Annotated in this window: 15 protein-coding genes; 8 read left to right on the top strand and 7 right to left on the bottom strand. The window is 72.4% G+C overall.

Annotation, left to right across the window (positions count from 1 at the left end):
- Window positions 1-268 precede the first annotated feature (268 nt).
- Genes ACMTAK_RS14155 through ACMTAK_RS14140 form a run of 4 tightly spaced genes read left to right on the top strand, consistent with a single transcriptional unit; the run spans window position 269 to window position 3,470 of the window.
- On the top strand, window positions 269-1,015 hold the full coding sequence (locus ACMTAK_RS14155; protein WP_413806575.1) for an amino acid ABC transporter ATP-binding protein: 747 nt from the start codon (window positions 269-271) through the stop codon (window positions 1,013-1,015).
- Window positions 1,016-1,031: 16 nt separating this feature from the next.
- Window positions 1,032-1,946, top strand: coding sequence for a glutamate ABC transporter substrate-binding protein (locus ACMTAK_RS14150; protein WP_413812880.1), 915 nt, complete (start codon window positions 1,032-1,034; stop codon window positions 1,944-1,946).
- A 10-nt stretch (window positions 1,947-1,956) separates the two neighbouring features.
- On the top strand, window positions 1,957-2,601 hold the full coding sequence (locus ACMTAK_RS14145; RefSeq protein ID WP_413806574.1) for an amino acid ABC transporter permease: 645 nt from the start codon (window positions 1,957-1,959) through the stop codon (window positions 2,599-2,601).
- Entirely contained in the window at window positions 2,598-3,470 is an 873-nt protein-coding gene (locus tag ACMTAK_RS14140; RefSeq protein WP_413806573.1) for an amino acid ABC transporter permease, read from the top strand. The genes ACMTAK_RS14145 and ACMTAK_RS14140 overlap by 4 nt, the downstream gene beginning before the upstream one ends.
- Before the next feature lie 49 nt (window positions 3,471-3,519).
- Here ACMTAK_RS14140 and ACMTAK_RS14135 read toward each other — a convergent pair whose 3' ends face one another.
- The 3 genes from ACMTAK_RS14135 to ACMTAK_RS14125 form a co-directional block, all read right to left on the bottom strand.
- Window positions 3,520-5,145 carry a CocE/NonD family hydrolase gene (locus ACMTAK_RS14135; protein WP_413806572.1) on the bottom strand — a complete coding sequence of 542 codons (1,626 nt, stop codon included), beginning with the start codon at window positions 5,143-5,145 and terminating at the stop codon, window positions 3,520-3,522.
- A 521-nt stretch (window positions 5,146-5,666) separates the two neighbouring features.
- Window positions 5,667-5,972, bottom strand: coding sequence for a DUF6204 family protein (locus ACMTAK_RS14130; RefSeq protein WP_413806571.1), 306 nt, complete (start codon window positions 5,970-5,972; stop codon window positions 5,667-5,669).
- Window positions 5,960-6,622: a TetR/AcrR family transcriptional regulator gene (locus ACMTAK_RS14125; RefSeq protein ID WP_413806570.1), complete on the bottom strand. Its 663-nt coding sequence runs from the start codon at window positions 6,620-6,622 to the stop codon at window positions 5,960-5,962. Before ACMTAK_RS14125 ends, ACMTAK_RS14130 begins: the two co-directional genes overlap by 13 nt.
- A gap of 90 nt (window positions 6,623-6,712) precedes the next feature.
- Here ACMTAK_RS14125 and ACMTAK_RS14120 point away from each other — a divergent pair, with 90 nt between their 5' ends.
- Together ACMTAK_RS14120 and ACMTAK_RS14115 are read left to right on the top strand one after the other, a co-directional pair.
- The gene (locus ACMTAK_RS14120) at window positions 6,713-7,492 is read left to right on the top strand and encodes an ABC transporter ATP-binding protein (RefSeq protein WP_413806569.1); all 780 of its coding nucleotides are present in this window, start codon (window positions 6,713-6,715) and stop codon (window positions 7,490-7,492) included.
- A 373-nt stretch (window positions 7,493-7,865) separates the two neighbouring features.
- Window positions 7,866-8,618 (top strand): ABC transporter permease, encoded by a 753-nt coding sequence (locus tag ACMTAK_RS14115; protein ID WP_413806568.1) that lies wholly within the window; start codon window positions 7,866-7,868, stop codon window positions 8,616-8,618.
- Between the two features lie 91 nt (window positions 8,619-8,709).
- Here ACMTAK_RS14115 and ACMTAK_RS14110 read toward each other — a convergent pair whose 3' ends face one another.
- Window positions 8,710-9,465, bottom strand: coding sequence for a hypothetical protein (locus ACMTAK_RS14110; protein WP_413806567.1), 756 nt, complete (start codon window positions 9,463-9,465; stop codon window positions 8,710-8,712).
- Window positions 9,466-9,625: 160 nt separating this feature from the next.
- Between ACMTAK_RS14110 and ggt the strand changes: the two genes are divergently transcribed.
- Window positions 9,626-11,518 carry a gamma-glutamyltransferase gene (gene ggt, locus ACMTAK_RS14105; protein WP_413806566.1) on the top strand — a complete coding sequence of 631 codons (1,893 nt, stop codon included), beginning with the start codon at window positions 9,626-9,628 and terminating at the stop codon, window positions 11,516-11,518.
- 96 nt (window positions 11,519-11,614) lie between these two features.
- Here ggt and ACMTAK_RS14100 read toward each other — a convergent pair whose 3' ends face one another.
- From ACMTAK_RS14100 to ACMTAK_RS14090, 3 genes are read right to left on the bottom strand one after another with little or no spacing between them, the layout of a single operon-like run.
- Window positions 11,615-12,172 carry an isochorismatase family protein gene (locus tag ACMTAK_RS14100; protein ID WP_413806565.1) on the bottom strand — a complete coding sequence of 186 codons (558 nt, stop codon included), beginning with the start codon at window positions 12,170-12,172 and terminating at the stop codon, window positions 11,615-11,617.
- 49 nt (window positions 12,173-12,221) lie between these two features.
- Window positions 12,222-13,691: an MFS transporter gene (locus ACMTAK_RS14095; RefSeq protein ID WP_413806564.1), complete on the bottom strand. Its 1,470-nt coding sequence runs from the start codon at window positions 13,689-13,691 to the stop codon at window positions 12,222-12,224.
- Complete coding sequence (locus ACMTAK_RS14090; RefSeq protein ID WP_413806563.1) at window positions 13,688-14,119, bottom strand: MarR family winged helix-turn-helix transcriptional regulator; 432 nt, start codon at window positions 14,117-14,119, stop codon at window positions 13,688-13,690. Before ACMTAK_RS14090 ends, ACMTAK_RS14095 begins: the two co-directional genes overlap by 4 nt.
- Window positions 14,120-14,284: 165 nt before the next feature.
- On the opposite strand from ACMTAK_RS14090, the gene ACMTAK_RS14085 reads away from it, so the two are divergent.
- Window positions 14,285-15,925 carry a serine/threonine-protein kinase gene (locus ACMTAK_RS14085; RefSeq protein ID WP_413806562.1) on the top strand — a complete coding sequence of 547 codons (1,641 nt, stop codon included), beginning with the start codon at window positions 14,285-14,287 and terminating at the stop codon, window positions 15,923-15,925.
- Window positions 15,926-16,215: the final 290 nt, after the last annotated feature.

Here is a 16,215-nt window from a genome sequence, read left to right as displayed (position 1 = left end):
ATCCGCCATGCCAGCGTGCCGACCGCGCTCAGTCGGCTGGTGCAGGTGTTCACATCGGCCCCCGGGGGTCCAGGGGCGAAGCCCCTTGTTACGGGAAGGGGCGGGGGCGGGGAGGGGAAAGAACAGCCGGACGCCCCGTAAGCCCTGTCGGGCGGTATCCGCCCATCGATGCGTGTCCGTACCCGAAGCTCCGCGGCTGTCCGGATAGCTTGCGCTGACCGGGAGACAGCTGACCCGGGGACACAGCGGAAGGTGGGTGGGGCCGGGTATGGCCGTCGGTGAGCCGTTGATCGAGCTGAGCGGCGTCAACAAGCACTTCGGCGCGCTGCACGTTCTACGGGACATCGAGCTCACCGTCGGCCGTGGCGAAGTCGTCGTGATCATCGGCCCCTCCGGCGGCGGCAAGTCCACCCTGATCCGGACCATCAACCGGCTGGAGACCGTCCAGTCCGGCTCCATCGTGGTCGACGGCCGTCCGCTGCCCGAAGAGGGCAAGGAGCTGGCGCGGCTGCGGGCCGAGGTCGGCATGGTCTTCCAGTCGTTCAACCTCTTCGCCCACCGCACCGTACTGGCCAATGTGATGCTCGGTCAGACCAAGGTCCGCCGCCGCGCCAAGCAGGACGCCGAGCGGCGCGCCCGCGAGCTGCTGGGCCGGGTCGGACTCGCCGACCAGGCCGGGAAGTTCCCCGCCCAGCTCTCCGGCGGCCAGCAGCAGCGGGTGGCCATCGCCCGCGCGCTGGCGATGGACCCTCAGGTGATGCTCTTCGACGAGCCGACCTCCGCCCTCGACCCCGAGATGATCAACGAGGTGCTGGAGGTGATGCGTCAGCTCGCCCAGGAGGGGATGACGATGGTCGTGGTCACCCATGAGATGGGCTTCGCCCGCTCCGCCGCGAACCGGGTGGTCTTCATGGCCGACGGCGGGATCGTCGAGGACCGTACTCCGGAGGAGTTCTTCCGATCCCCGGAGAGCGAGCGCGCCCGGGACTTCCTGTCCAAGATCCTCAAGCACTGAGCGGGTGATGACGGACATGAGGCGTCTGCGCCGCGCGACCGCCGCCCTCACCACGGCCCTGGTCCTGCTGCTCGTGCCCGGCTGCGGCAAGGAGGGCAGCCCGCCCGCGAAGGGCCCCCGGGCCGAGAAGCTGCCCGCCTACAAGGTGGACACCGAGTTCCGGCTGCCCTCCTCGCCCACCTGGCGCCGGGCCGAGCGCCGTGGTCATCTCACGGTAGGGGTCAAGGAGGACCAGCCCTACCTCGGCGAGCGGGACCCGGCCACCGGCCGCTACTCGGGCTTCGACATCGAGATCGCCCGCATGATGTCCGCTTCCCTCGGCTTCGCGCCGGGCACCATCCGCTACCAGACCATCGCCTCCGCCAACCGCGAGACCGCCCTCCAGAGCGGCCAGATCGACTACTACGTCGGCACCTACACCATCAATCCGCTGCGAAGGCGGCTGGTCGGCTTCGCCGGGCCGTACTTCATGGCCGGTCAGTCGCTGCTGGTGCGCACCGACGAGGACGACATCCACGGCCCGGAAGACCTCGCGGGCAGGACCGTCTGCTCGGTGGCCGGCTCCACTCCGCTCCAGCGCGTCCAGGCCGACTACCCCAAGGCCCACGCGGTCGCTTACGACACCTACTCGGTGTGCGTGGACAACCTGCTCAGCTTCCAGGTGGACGCGGTGACCACCGACAACACCATTCTGCTCGGCTACGCGGCCAAGATCCCCGAGGAGCTGAAGGTGGTGGGCCGGCCCTTCTCCAAGGAGCCGTACGGCATCGGCGTGCCGAAGCGGGACAACGCGCTGCGCTTCGCGCTGGACGACGCGATCCTCTTCCACGAGCGCAACGGCGACTGGGAGAAGGCGTACGACGCGACCCTCGGCCTCTCGGGTGTGCCCGCCCCCAAGCCGCCGCCCATCGACCGCTACCGCACCGGCTGAAGGCCATCCCATGGACGTGCTCACCCAGAACTTCTCGCTCTACGGCAAGGGCTTCCTCGGCACCGTGCAACTGACCGTCTACGCCTCGCTGCTCGCCCTCGCGCTCGGCATCCTCATGGCCGCCTTCCGGGTGGCGCCGGTCGCCTCGCTGCGCGCGTTCGGCACCGTCTGGGTGTCGGTGCTCCGCAACACCCCGCTGACGCTGCTGTTCTTCGCGGTGATGCTGGGGCTGCCGCGCTTCGGTCTTGTGCTGCCGTTCACGGTCTTCGCGGTGATCGCGCTCGGCTGCTACACCTCGGCCTTCATCTGCGAGGCGGTGCGAGCGGGCATCAACACGGTGCCGGTGGGGCAGGGCGAGGCGGCCCGCAGCCTGGGCATGACGTTCGACCAGACGCTGAGCGCGGTGGTGCTGCCGCAGGCGTTCCGCACGGTCATCCCGCCCATCGGCTCGACCCTGATCGCGCTCGCCAAGAACTCGGCCATCGCCGGGTCGTTCAGCGTCACCGAACTGCTCGGCACCTACAAGCCCCTCAACGAGCGGGGCTACAGCGTCATCTGGTCCTTCGTCTGGATCGCCGTCGGATACCTGATCATCACCCTCGCCATCAGCGCGATCTTCACCCTGCTGGAGCGGCGCTGGGGAGTGCCGCGATGACCGCTTCCCCGACCACCAGCGCCCTCTACGACGTCCCCGGGCCACTCACCCGGCGGCGGCACCGGATGTACGCGCTGGCCGGGACGGCCGTGCTGCTGGCCCTGCTCGGCTGGATCGTCTATCTCCTCATCCACACCGGCCAGTTCGCCTACCGCAAGTGGATGCCGTTCGAGTACAAGGGCATCCAGGAGCTGCTGCTGAACGGGCTCGCGGGCACCCTCAAGGCGTTCGGCATGGCCGCGGTCCTCTCGCTCGCCCTCGGCGGGGTGCTCGCCGCCGGGCGGCTCTCCGAGCACCGCCCGCTGCGCTGGGTGGCCACGCTGGTGGTCGAGTTCTTCCGGGCGATGCCCGTACTGGTGATGATCTTCTTCGTCTTCGTGGCGCTGCGGGTCCAGCCGCTGCCCGCGCTCGTCACCGGGCTGACGCTCTACAACGGCTCGGTGCTGGCCGAGGTGTTCCGGGCCGGGGTGAACTCGGTGGACCGCGGCCAGCGTGAGGCGGCGTACTCGCTCGGCCTGCGGAAGACCCAGGTCATGATGTCCGTGCTGGTGCCGCAGGGGGTGCGGGCGATGCTCCCGGCCATCATCAGCCAGCTGGTGGTGGCCCTGAAGGACACCTCGCTCGGCTTCCTCATCACCTATGAGGAGTTTCTGCACGCCGGAAAGCTGATCGCGTCCAATCTCGACTACGACCTGCCGTTCATCCCGGTGGTCATGGTGATCTCTCCCATCTACATCGGGATGTGCATGCTGCTGTCGTGGTTCGCCAACTGGGTGGCCAAGCGGGAGCGGCGCAGCATGAAGACCCGTCAGGTCGAGGTCGCCGCCCCGGAACCGGCCGCCCCGATGCCGGGGGACACCCGCGGCTGAGCCGGGGCGGCCGGAGGGTGTCCCAGTCGCTTCAGTGGCTCCGGTCGCCTCAGTCGCGGACCGGGATCGTGAGGTGGGACGGGTCGGCGTCCGGGGACGAGAAGGTGAGATGGGTGCCGTCGGGGTTGTGCTCGATGTAGAGCGGGTCGACGGTGTCCATCACCAGCGCCAGCCGGTGACCTGCCGGGACGTCGTACGCGGTGGAGAACAGCTCCAGGTCCACTCCGAAGGGCGTGCCCGGGGTGCGGTCGTGGAAGGTGAACGGGGCGTGGGTGATGAGCTTGCCGACGCCCAGCGGGCCCACGTCGTACAGATACGCCACCGCCGTACCGTCGGAGCGGTCGCTGGTCACGGTGGTGTGGAGCTTCACGGTGCCGCGGACGCGCTGTTCGCGATGGTGGGCCCCGGTCTGCCAGACGGCCGCGTAGGACCGGGGCAGCAGCGGGATCGAGGCGAGCGGCGGAAGCTTCAGGAACTGGTCGAGGGCGCCGCCGAGCAGCACCGTTCCGGCATTGGCGCCGGAGTCGTGGTTGGCGGTGACCTTCTCGGTGGCGGCGAGCGGGACGCGGCGCTGCTCGGAGGGGACGGCCGACCAGCTGGGGTAGCCCTCGTAGCCGGCACCGTCCGCCGTACGGGACGTCAGCTGCACCGGCTGCTCGCTGTCGATGCCGTTGCGCTCGCCCTTGAGGTAGCGGTCGAGCCACTGCCGGGCGTGGGTCCAAGTGGTGTTGGGCAGTCCGAGCAGCCCGGTGACCTCGGCGGTGGCGTGGTCGCCGGGCCGCAGCTCCAGCCGCTTGGGGCCGGTCAGCTTCTCGAAGAAGTCGGCGTAGCTGTTGGGCGGGAAGATCGAGTCGCCCCAGGAGTTGCCCAGCATGATGGCCGCGCCATTGGCGTTGATCCGGTCGAGGTAGGTGGCGGCGGAGCGCTTCTTGCCCCAGGCGATCAGATCCTTCTCCTTGGCGAGGTTGGAGGAGAAGAAGTCATCGAGGATCTGCTGGAACTCCTCGCTGGGCCGGCCGGTCAGCGCCCCGGCCCCGGCGAGCAGCCCGGCGGCCTGGGCGTGCTGGGTGCGGCCGCTGTAGATCGAGCCGACCAGGTCCGCCCAGCCGCTCATGGCCACCACTGCCTTGATCCGCGGGTCGGCACCGGCCGCGAGCAGGCTGATCCCGGCGCCGTAGGAGAGCCCGGCCATGCCGATGTGGTCGGGGTCGGTGGGGGTGTTGGCGAGCGCCCAGTCGATGACCTTGGACGCGTCGGCGATATCCGGCGGCCCGGCCGTCTCGATCTTCCCGCCGGACTGCCAGAAGCCGCGGGTGTTGTAGGTCAGCACCACATAGCCGGTTTCGGCGAGCTTCTTGGCCTGGGCGAGATATTCGACCTGGGGCAGGGACCAGCTGGTGGGCAGGACGACCAGGGGGAGGCGGTGCGAGGCGTCGGCGTTCGCGGGGGCCACGACGTTTGCGGCCAGGTTGACGCCGCCGTCGCCGGGGATGTCGACGAAGCGGATGGAGACGCCGGAGGAGGTGCCGGTGGAGGCGGCCGCGGTGGTGGCTGTGGTCGGGGCCGGTGCCGCGGCGGCGGTGGAGGGGGCGAGGCCGAAGGCCGCACCGGCCATGACGGTGACGGAGAGGGCGGCGGCGGTCGTGGGGCGGAGGGTTTTTCGGGCAGGGGTCACGATGGCTCCTGGTGGGGGATGCCGTGGGGGCAGGGGAGCACCGGTGCTTGTGACCTGACGGTAACTCGGGTGTTTACCGGCGGTAATAGTGCGGTAAGTTACGCATGGGTAACGATAGAGGGCCGTGGTCGGCTGCCGGGGCCGGCCCGGCCCGGGGCGCTATCCGGGGGCCGGATCCGCCAGGGTCCGGCCCCGCTCAATTCCGCTGGTGCGGAAGGTTCGCCGATCACTGAGCCTTGCCTCCAGGACGAGCTCGATCCCGGGCTGGGCCCCCTTGGGGTTTGGTGCCGCTCGCGCGGAATCCGGCCCGCCGTGCGGGGTCCCGTACGCCCCTGAAGCGCCGCCTGCCGCTGGGGCTCGCCCGCCGTCGAGCACCGCCCGCGCTGAGGCCCGCCGCCCGCCGAGCCGTGTCCCTGCGCCAAGTCCCGGCCCCAAGTCCCGGCCCCAGGTCCCGGGGTGGCCCAGGATCGGCCCAGGGCCGGGCCCGGGACCGCGCTGTGTGCCGCTCGCCTCGTGGGCGTTCAGCGCCGGGCGCCCTTGCGGCGGATCTTGATGGTCCGCATGTCCGTCACGCCGATCCGCAGGATCCGATGGGGGTATCCGTGCGCGGTCAGCGCCGCGATGGCCCGCTCGGTCGCCTCCTGCTCGCCGTCATCCGGCTCCGCCGGAACCTCGCAGCGGAAGGTGAACGCCGAAAGGCTCCGGTCGCAGGTGAAGTTGCCCGCCTCGGTGAAGGCCACCCGGAGGGAGTCGGCCGCACCGCGCAGCGCCTCGCGATCGTCCTCGCCCAACTCCTCGAAGGCGCCCCGGATCGTCACTCGGAACACGATCGCTCCTCCCGTCCCTCCCGTACGGCGTAGCCGAGCATCGGCGCGCCGAGCATCTCCCCGATGGCGTCGAGGAGTTCCGTCACGGCCTTGGCGATGGCGTCGGGGTGCTCGCCCGCCGTGACGCGCCGTCCGATCTCGCCGAAGATCAGTGAGTGATAGCCGCTGATCTGGGCGGCCACCACGCGCGGCAGCGGATCCTCCGGCGCCGCGCCGGTCTCCTCGGCGAGCACGGCGGCCAGTTCGTCGTTCATCCGGTGGCCGAGCTTCTCCAGCCGGGCCAGCAGCGTGGGGGCGGCCCGCATCATCGCGAAGAACGGGCCGAAGCCCTCGGTCAGCCCCAGCGAGCGGTCGCGCCGCTCCACCTCTTCGCGCAGCCGGTCCAGCACCGCCTGGGCGGCGGACCGGCCGGGCGGGCGCTCGCGCACGATGTCGGCGAGTCGGCGCGGGGACGCCTGGTCGGGCGGCAGGACCAGGTCCTCCTTGGCCGGGAAGTAGTTGTAGACCGTGTTGACGGACACCTCCGCGGCCTCGGCGACCTCGGCGACCGTGACCCGGTCGAAGCCGCGCTCCAGGAACAGGCCGGTGGCCACGTCCGCGATCCGTCGGCGCGTACGGCGCTTGTGCTTCTCCCGCAGTCCTTCGCTCATGGCCGTAAGTGTAGCCCGTTGCAAACTTGCGCTTGCCTCAAATTCTTAAGTCGATTGCAAGTTTGGGGCGCGTTGTGCTCTGATCGGGGCATGTCCTCATCCGTCATCCGCGTTCGCGGCCTCACCCGGACGTTCTCGCTGGGCAGCGGTCCCGTGCACGCCGTCCGCGGGATCGATCTGACCGTCGGCCGCGGCGAGATCCTCGGCTTCCTGGGCCCCAACGGGGCCGGTAAGACCACGACCCTGCGCATGCTCACCACCCTGCTGCCGCCCAGTGGGGGCGAGGCCGAGATCGCCGGGCGCGATCTGCTCCGCGATCCGGCGGGCGTGCGTCGGCGGATCGGCTATGTGGCCCAGTCCGGCGGCCTGGACCCCGGGTGCTCCGTACGCGAGGAGCTGGTCACCCAGGGGCGGCTGCATCTGATGTCCAAGGGCGCGGCGGCCGGGCGTGCCGAGGAACTCGCCGGTGAGCTCGGCCTGTCGGGGCTCATGGACCGCCCGACCGCTGCCCTGTCCGGCGGCCAGCGCCGCCGGGTGGAGATCGCGCTGGGCCTGGTCAACGGGCCCGAGGTGCTCTTCCTCGACGAGCCCACGACCGGTCTGGACCCGGGAAGCCGGGCCGAGCTGTGGGACTTGGTGCGGCGCGTCCGCGCCGAGCACGGCACCACGGTCTTTCTCACCACCCACTACCTGGACGAGGCCGATGCGCTCGCCGACCGGATCGTGGTCGTGGACGGCGGGCGGATCGTCGCCGAGGGCACCGCCGCCGAGCTCAAGGCCCGCTATGCGGGCGATACGGCCGCCAGCCTCCAGGACGCCTTCCTGGCCATCACCGGCCGGGGCACGGCCGAGCAACCCCTCGCCGTCTAGGGGGTGTCCGGCGGATCGTGCCGCCTGCGGCGGGCTGTTCCCCTCCCCGCCCCTTCCCGAAACCGGGACTCCGCCCCAGCCCCCGGACCGGCCTCTGCCCCTGACCCCGGATGAGGGCCCTGCGCCCGCCCCCGGGCGAAGGCTTTGCGTCCGGCCCCGGGACGGGCTCCGCCCCTGACCCCGGAACGGGGCTCCGTCCCTTCGCGCGGCGTCGAAATGCGGCTCCGCCGCCCATGGCGGGGCTCGGCCAACGGAGCTTGGGGTCCAGGGGCGAAGCCCCTGGTAGCGGGAAGGGGCGGGGAGGGGAAGGACCCGCGGACACCCCCAGCACCCTCCACCATCCAGAAACACCCGACCCACCCAAGGGCCTCTTATGACTCTTCTCGCCCACACCGGCATCATCTTCGGCCGCTGTCTGCGCTCAACGCTTCGCTCGAAGACCAATCTCTTCTTCGGAATGCTCCAGCCGCTGCTCTTCCTCGCCCTCTTCGGCCCATTGCTGACCGAACTCGACATGGGCGTCAGCGGATCGTCCTGGCAGACGCTGGTCCCCGGTGTGCTCGTCCAGCTCGCCCTGCTCGGCGGGTCTTACGTCGGGCTCGGCCTGCTGATGGACCGTAACCTCGGGGTTCTGGACCGGATGCGGGTCACTCCGGTCAGCCCGCTGGCGCTGCTGCTCGGCCGCACCCTGCGCGATGTCGTCCAGCTGGTGGCCCAGTCCGTCCTGCTGGTGCTGCTCGGTCTGGCCTTCGGGTTGCGCGCGCCGCTCCTCGGCGTGCTGCTCGGGCTGCTGTTCGTGGCCGTGCTCGCGGCGGCCCTGTCCGCGCTCTCCTACGGGCTGGCCATGAACGTCCGTACGCCCCCGGAGTTCGCCGCCATCGCCAATACGGCTGGCATGCCGCTGATGCTGCTCTCCGGGCTGCTGCTGCCGATGACCCTGGCCCCCGGATGGCTCGCGGGCGCCTCGCGCGCCGTGCCGTTCCGCTACACGGTCGACGCGGTGCGCCAGGTGTTCCTGGGGCACTATGCCAACACCACGGTCGCCGTCGGTGCGGCCGTCACCCTGGCCCTGGCGGCGCTGTGCCTGATGGGCGGGGCGCGGCTGTTCGCCCGGGTCCGTGGCTGACTCAGCCGTCCGTGGCCGACTCAGTCGTCCGTGGCCGGCTCAGCCGTCCTTGTTGGCTGAGTCGTCCTGATTGCCAGTCGTCCTGATCGCCTCAGTCGTCCTTCGCGGCCGCCTTCGCGGCGGCGCGGGGCCCGGCCGAGGTGGTCGCGGGCTTGGTCACATCCGCGACCACCTCGACCAGATCCGGGCCGTACGCCTGCGAGTTGACCACCTTCAGCAGCAGGCAGAAGGAGCCCTGCGCGCCGTACTTCCGGGCCAGCCGGGCGCGGTTGCGGACGAGGTGGCGGACGGCGGCGCGATGGGTGACCGGGCGCTGACCGGCGGCGAGGAAGACCGGGCGGCTGTCGTCGCCCGCCGTCAGCCGGGCCAGCAGCACATGCTCGACCGCGCCCGGGTCCGGGCGGTAGTGGGTACCGGCGATGGTGAACATTCCCCGGTCCGCACCGGAGTCGTCCCCCGCGTGCACGGTGACGCCCGGCAGTAGATTGGCCATATGGGCGGCGAGCCTGCGGTGCGCGGTCGGATCGCCGACGCAGAACTCGGTGCGTGCCCCGAAGCCCTGCAGCCCCGTGTCATGCGGGGCCACCTCGGCGTGCGCCCCGCAGTTCTCCACGACCGACGCCAGCCCCAGCAGCGCCAGCGCGTCATGGCGGGGGATGCTCCAGTGGGCCGAGGTGCTGTCCCGATGGGTGACCATCACACACTCCGAACCGTCCGGCAGACCGAAGAAGCGCTGCTCGCGGGCGCGCCTGCGGCGCGCGAACGCGGAGTGCACGGCCCAGCCGGCGGCCAGGCCCAGGATCAGGGCGGCCGCGGAGGCGATCAGGTCCTGCAGGGTGTCTGTCATGGCCGCGCATCGTAGCGGCCGACCGGGTACACGTTCGAGCGTACGGATGAACGGACACCGAAACGGACACATGAACGGATGGGGGACCGATCCACCCCTGTTGGGGGTGCGTGGCTCGCGGGTAGGCTCCGGCCCCTGTCGTTTCGCTTGGAGGTCACGGATGGGGCACGCCGTACGACCAGCCGCATCGTCAACCAGGTCCACCACCGCCGGGTCCGCCGGGTCCGCCGCGGCGGCCGCCCGGCGCCGGTTGCCCGCGCTCGCGGCCGCCACCGGAATGGTCGCGGTACTGGGCGTCGTCCCGGCCGGTGCCGCCGGGCACGAGAGCGCCGACAAGGGCGCTCCGGCCAAGACGCCCGTGGCCGTCGGCTACGGCGGCGCGGTCTCCAGCGTGGACCCCGACGCCTCGGCGGCCGGGATCGACGTACTGCGGCACGGGGGCAACGCGGTGGACGCGGCGGTGGCGACCGCCGCCGCGCTCGGGGTCACCGAGCCGTACTCGGCGGGTGTCGGCGGCGGCGGATACTTCGTCTACTACAACGCCAAGCAGCACAAGGTCCATACGCTCGACGGCCGTGAGACCGCGCCCCGCAGCGCGGACCAGAAGCTCTTCCTCGGCAAAGACGGCAAACCCCTGCCGTTCGCCGACGCCGTCACCAGCGGGCTGAGCGTCGGCACCCCCGGCACCCCCGCCACCTGGAACGACGCCCTGAAGGACTGGGGCACCCGTTCGCTGGGGCAGGTGCTGAGGCCCGCCGAGCGACTGGCCCGTGACGGGTTCACCGTCGACTCCACCTTCCGGCAGCAGACCGCCGACAACCAGGCCCGCTTCAAGGACTTCCCGGCCACCGCCAAGCTCTTCCTGCCCGGCGGCGAGCCCCCGGCGGTCGGCTCGACCTTCCACAACCCCGACCTCGCCCGTACGTACGCGCTGCTGGCCAAGAAGGGCGTCGGCGCCATCTACAAGGGCGAGCTGGGCCGCGACATCGTCGACACCGTGCGCAAGCCGCCCGTCGACCCGAAGTCGCAGCGCGTCGTGCGCGCGGGCGATCTGACCGACGAGGACCTGCGGTCCTACGGAACGAAGCGGCAGGCCCCGACCAGGACCGACTACCGCGGTCTGGACGTGTACGGCATGGCGCCCTCGTCCTCCGGCGGCACGAGCGTCGCCGAGGCGCTCAACATCCTGGAGAAGACCGACCTCTCCAAGCTCAGCGACGTCGACTATCTGCACCGCTATATCGAGGCCAGCCGGATAGCCTTCGCCGACCGGGGCCGCTGGGTCGGCGACCCCGCCGCCGAGGACGTCCCCACCGAGGGGCTCACCTCACAGCGGTTCGCCGACTCCCGGGCCTGCCTGATCAAGGACGACGCGGTGCTCAAGAGCCCCGTACCGCCCGGTGACCCGAACAACCCGTCCGGGCCGGGCTCCTGCGACACCCGGGGCCACGCCGCCCCGACCACGTACGAGGGCGAGAACACCACGCATCTCACGGTCGCGGACAAGTGGGGCAACGTCGTGGCCTACACCCTCACCATCGAGCAGACCGGCGGCAGCGGGATCACCGTCCCCGGCCGTGGCTTCCTGCTCAACAACGAGCTGACCGACTTCTCCTTCGCGCCCGCCGACCCCGCCGTCCACGACCCGAACCTGCCGGGCCCGGGGAAGCGGCCGCGCTCGTCCATGTCGCCGACGATCGTGCTGGACGGCCACAAGCCGGTGCTGGCGCTGGGCTCCCCGGGCGGGGCGACCATCATCACCACCGTGCTCCAGACCCTGCTGAACCATCTCGACCGGGGCATGCCGCTGGTCGACGCGATCGCCGCACCGCGCGCCAGCCAGCGCAACGCCGCCCAGACGGAGCTGGAACCGGGGCTCTGGAACGGCCCGGAGCGCGCCAAGCTCGAGGCGCTCGGCCACTCCTTCAAGCAGAACCCCGAGATCGGGGCGGCCACCGGGGTGCAGCGGCTGTCCGGCGGACGGTGGCTGGCGGCGGCCGAGACGGAACGGCGGGGCGGCGGCTCGGCGATGGTGGTGAGCCCGAAGCGCTGACCGCTGACCAGGTACGGCGGGCTCCGGTTCCGGAGCCCGCCGTACTCCTGCCCGCCGTACTCCTGCCCATCAGCCGTCCGTCAGCCGAGCAGGCCGTCAGCCCAGCAGGCCGATGATCGCGCCCGTGGAGTCCGTCTCCCCGAGCCGGGGGAAGATCTTCTCGACGCTGTTGCGGTGCGCCTCGGTGTCCATGTCGGTCATGGCGTCGGTCGCGAGGGTCACGTGATACCCGTGCGCGTACGCCGCACGGGCCGTGGACTCCACTCCGACGCTGGTGGCGATGCCGCCGAGCACCACCTGCGTCACCCCGCGGCGGCGCAGCTGGAGGTCGAGGTCGGTGCCGTGGAAGGCGCCCCAGGTGTGCTTGGTGACCACGATGTCGCCGTCTTCGCGGCCGAGTTCCGGCGCGAGGTCGGCGAAGTCGGCCGGGAACTCCCCGCCGCCCCCGCCCCGCTGCGCCTCGGTGCGGCCCGGGGCCCCGGCCACTACCCGGACCAGGACGACGGGCAGCCCGCGCTCGCGGAAGGCGGCGGCCAGCCGGGCGCCGCGCTCGACGACGTCGGCGGTGGGGTGGACGGTGGGCAGTCCGGTGATGCCCTTCTGGAGGTCGACGAGGACCAGGGCGGTGTTCGGGTCGAGCGTGGTGGCGGGCACGGTGCCTCCTGAGGCGGGTCTGCGGGGCGTATGAGGGAACGGAAGGTGGTCAGGTGCGGGTACGGGCGCGGCCGCGCAGGGCCCGGTCGGTGGCGGTGAGCACCAGCACCGCGAGGCTGAGCGCACCCGCCACCATGGCGATGCCGTGCAGCCCGGCGGCGGTCGCCCGCTGCCCGTAGAAGAGTCCGATCAGCCCGGCGGCGGTGATCGCGCCCAGGTACTGCGAGGTGCGCTGGAGCCCGGCCGCCGCGCCGACGCCCGTCGGCGGGGCCTGGGTGTAGACGGCGGCCTGGTTGCCGGTCGAGGACAGCCCTTGCGGCAGCCCGAAGAGGACCGCGGCCAGCAGCAGCGCGACGAGCGGGGTGGACTCGTCGGCGAGCAGCAGCACCCCGCTCCCGGCGGCGAGCAGGACGGCCGCGAGGACGAGCGGTGCGTAGATGCCCTTCGTACGGGCGCCGAGCAGGGAGCACACGGCGGCCGCGCCCGACATGGGCAGCATGATCAGGCCCGCGCGGGAGGCGGAGTAGCCGTGCCCCTCCTCCAGCCACTGCGCGTATCCGTACATGACCATGTAGATGACCAGGTACGCCGTGCCGTGGCGGAGGTAGGTGAGGGCGAGGGAGCGGTTGCGGCCGATCATCCGCAGATCGATGAAGGGGCGGGGGCGGCGCAGCTGCCACCAGGTCAGGATGCCCGCGAGCACCAGGACGACGGGCAGCAGAGCCCAGTTGGGCCGCGCCAGGTCCATCAGGAAGATCATGAGGGTGGTGAGGGTGGCGGTGAACAGCGCGATCCCGAGCGGATCGAACGCCGTGCCCGCCTTCCGGTCCCCGGCCGTGTCCGCCGTCCGGCCCCCGGAGCCCGCGCCGTCCTCCGCGCCCGTGATACGGGTCCTGGGGAGCCAGAGCAGTGCGAGCGTGATGCCGATGAGCGCCAGCGGCACATTGACCGCGAAGATCGCCCGCCATCCGGCGGTCGCGGTGAGCACCCCGCCCAGCACCGGACCGACCGCCGCGCTGCCGAGCGCGGCGAGCGAGAGCCGGCCGAGCACGGGGCGCGGCGTCTCCCGGCCGGTGGCGAAGGACTGGGCCCGCAGCAGCGCCATCGCCGCCGGGTACGCCGCGGAGGTACCGATGCCGAGCAGCACCCGCGAGGCGATCAGCCAGCCGAACGCGGGCGCCAGCGCGCCCACCAGCCCGGCGGCGCACACCACGAGCAGCCCGGAGAGGAAGACCCGGCGCGGACCGAGCAGATCCGCGAGCCGCCCCATCGCGGGCTGCGCCACGGCGCTGGCGAGGTAGAGGGAGGCCACCAGCCAGGCCGTCCGGGCGGCCCCGACCCCGAAGTCATGGCCGATGGCCACCAGACCGGTGGCGATCATCGTGGAGTTGACGGGGTTGAGGACCGAGCCGATGAGCAGCGGGGCCATCAGCCGGGGGCCGAAGGGATCGGCGGGGGCGTGGCCCTCGCCCGCCGTCCCGGCCGCCGGTATGGCGGGCTTTCCCGCGGTGTCGGTCATTCCTGGACCAGTCGCTTCAGCAGGTCGGTGGCCTCGGCGAGGGTGCGGCGCTCTTCGGCGTCGAGACGGGTGTCGATCGCTTCCAGCAGCCAGCTCTGCTTGGCCTGCCGTACGGAGGTGATCGCCTGCCGCCCCCGCTCGGTGCTCGAGAAGACCACCTGCCGCCCGTCGGTGGGGTGCGGGGCCCGCTCCACCAGCTCCTGCTCCTCCAGCGCCGCCAGGATCATGCGCATCGACTGCGGCCGGACCAGCTCGGCACGGGCCAGCGCGGCGGTGGTGGCCGGCCCTTCGTTGCAGAGCCGGCTGAGCACGGCGCGCTGGGACGGGGTGAGCGCCCCCTGCGAGGAGGCCGCCCGCATACGGCGCATCAGCTGGGTGACGACGCCGGCGAGGTCGACGGCGAGGTGCGTTTGATCATGCGGGGCCATGGCTGAAGCATAGGAAATCGACAGGCAAACTTGCAAGTTTGCCTGTCGTGTGCGGAGCCGGAAAAGCGCCCGTAGCACAGCCGTAACCGGTCCCGTAACACGCAGGGTGTCGAATGCGTGGCCTCGGGTTGTGCATCGTCCATCGTCCGAGGGGGAGGGGTGGCCATGGCGAGCGGGCAACTCCCGGCCGAGGTCGAGGAGTTCGCGACATATCTGCGGGGGCTGACAAGACGGCTGGACGCGGGGGCGGGCTGGTACGGCGTCTTCGCCCTGCGCGACCCGGACGGGCTGCGGGCCTGCCTCGACGGCCTCGAGGTGCCGCCGTGGGACCTCGTCCAGTCCCTGCTGCAGGACCTCTCCGTCCAGCACGGCCCCGGTGCCGCCCAGGAGGCGGCGTCCCGCGCGGCGACCCTCTACCGCGCCTCGGTAGCGGCCCACGACGCCGGACCCGGCCGCGGCGAGGCCCTCCGGGACCGCCTGGACGGCATGCTCCGCCAACGCGGCGGCGCCGCCCAACGCGCGGCCGACCTCCGGTCGGCCCTGTCCACCGCCGAGGACCCGGCCGCCCGGCACCGCCTCGCCGCGGAACTGGCCTGGGCCCACGACGACTACCAGCGCGCCACCGCCCGCGCGGAAGAACTCCACGCCCGCCTGGCCGCGCTTCCGGGTGCGTCCCGTCCCGCGCTGCCCGCGGATGCCGCGGTGGCGAGGCCCCCGGGCACCCTCACGAGTGCCGCCGGGCCCACCTGGGACGGGGTCGGTCGGGCAGGGCATCCGCAGGGGGCGGAGTTCGCGGTGGCGTACGAAGCCCAGGGCGGTGACGCCGCAGAGGCGGCCACCGGCCCCGGTGCCGCGCCATTCGGACACGCCGCGCGCGACCCGGAGTCGGCCGGGCCCGGCGGCGAACGAGCAGCCGCCGGGCGCGATGAGTCCCAACTCTCGGCGGCGTCCCCCGTCCCGGCCCAGCATGCTCCTGCACCCGCGCGACCTCGGCCGCGCGGGGCGCGGTTCGCCGGGGCGGAGGAGGCTCCGCGACCTCGCGGGGCGCGGTTCGCCGGGGCGGGAGGCGAGGACGCCGCAGCGGCGCCGACGCTGGTCCCGCCCGCGCCTCCCTCGGTGGAGAGCGGAGCCGAGGCCCGTGCGACCCCGCGTGGGGCGCGGTTCGCGGGGGCGTATGAGGGCGAGGACGGTGGCAAGCGCCGTAAGCGGGACAGGGTGGCGGACGACGGGCGGCGGCTTGCCCGCGAGGCGGCGGAGCGCGCGGCGGCGCGGCGTGCCGCCCAGGAGGCGGTCGCGCGGCTGGGCCGGCTCCGGGCGGAGGGCCGCTCCGGCGAGGCCCATGTCGTGCTGTACGAGGCCGCCGTCTGGCCCGCCGCGCGGCTGCCGGTGCTCGCGGAGGAGCTGGAGCGAGCCGGACTCGGGGCCGATGTGTCCACGCTGCTGTGGGAGACGGCGTGTCTGCCGCCCGCACAGCTCGCCGCGGCCGCCGAGGCGCTGGTCGCGGCGGACCGCGAGGCCGACGGCGAGGGGCTGCTGCGGCAGAGCGTTTCGCGCCCCGTCCCCGAGGTGGCCCACACCGTGAAGGCGCTCCTCGCGGCGGGCGCCCCGAGCAGAGCCGCGTTCCTGCTGGAAGCGCTCGTACGGGCCCGTACACCGGAGGACGCGGCGCGAGCGGCGGCCGAGGATCCCACCACGCTGGTGCCCCTGCTGCTCGACGCGGCCGCCGAGGTCTCCTCCAGCACCCACCACGACCTGGCCCACGCCCTACGCGCCGCGCGCCTGCCTGGTGTCCCCGGCCTCGTCTGACGCTCGCGTGAGGGCGAGGGCGAGGGCGAGGCGAGGGCGTTCGGGCTGGTCGGCCCGGTCGGGTGCGGCGCCGTCTCGCGCCTTCGGCGCATTTGAGCAGCGGCGGCGGGGGTGGGGGCGCGGCGCCGCCGCCGGGCGCCGGGCCGGTGGGTGTGGCCGCCCGTGGCGGCTTCCCCGGTCGAGGGCTGGGGCGGTGCCGGACAGCGGGAGGGGTTGGGGTACCCCTCCCGAAAACGTTTGACAAATTAGTTGCTTCAGATCAAGTGCTTTTTCGAGGGGTACCCGGAGGG

Source organism: Streptomyces lacaronensis (assembly GCF_047337785.1).
Classification (GTDB): Bacteria; Actinomycetota; Actinomycetes; order Streptomycetales; family Streptomycetaceae; genus Streptomyces; species Streptomyces lycopersici.
This window is presented reverse-complemented; position numbering and strand designations above follow the sequence as displayed.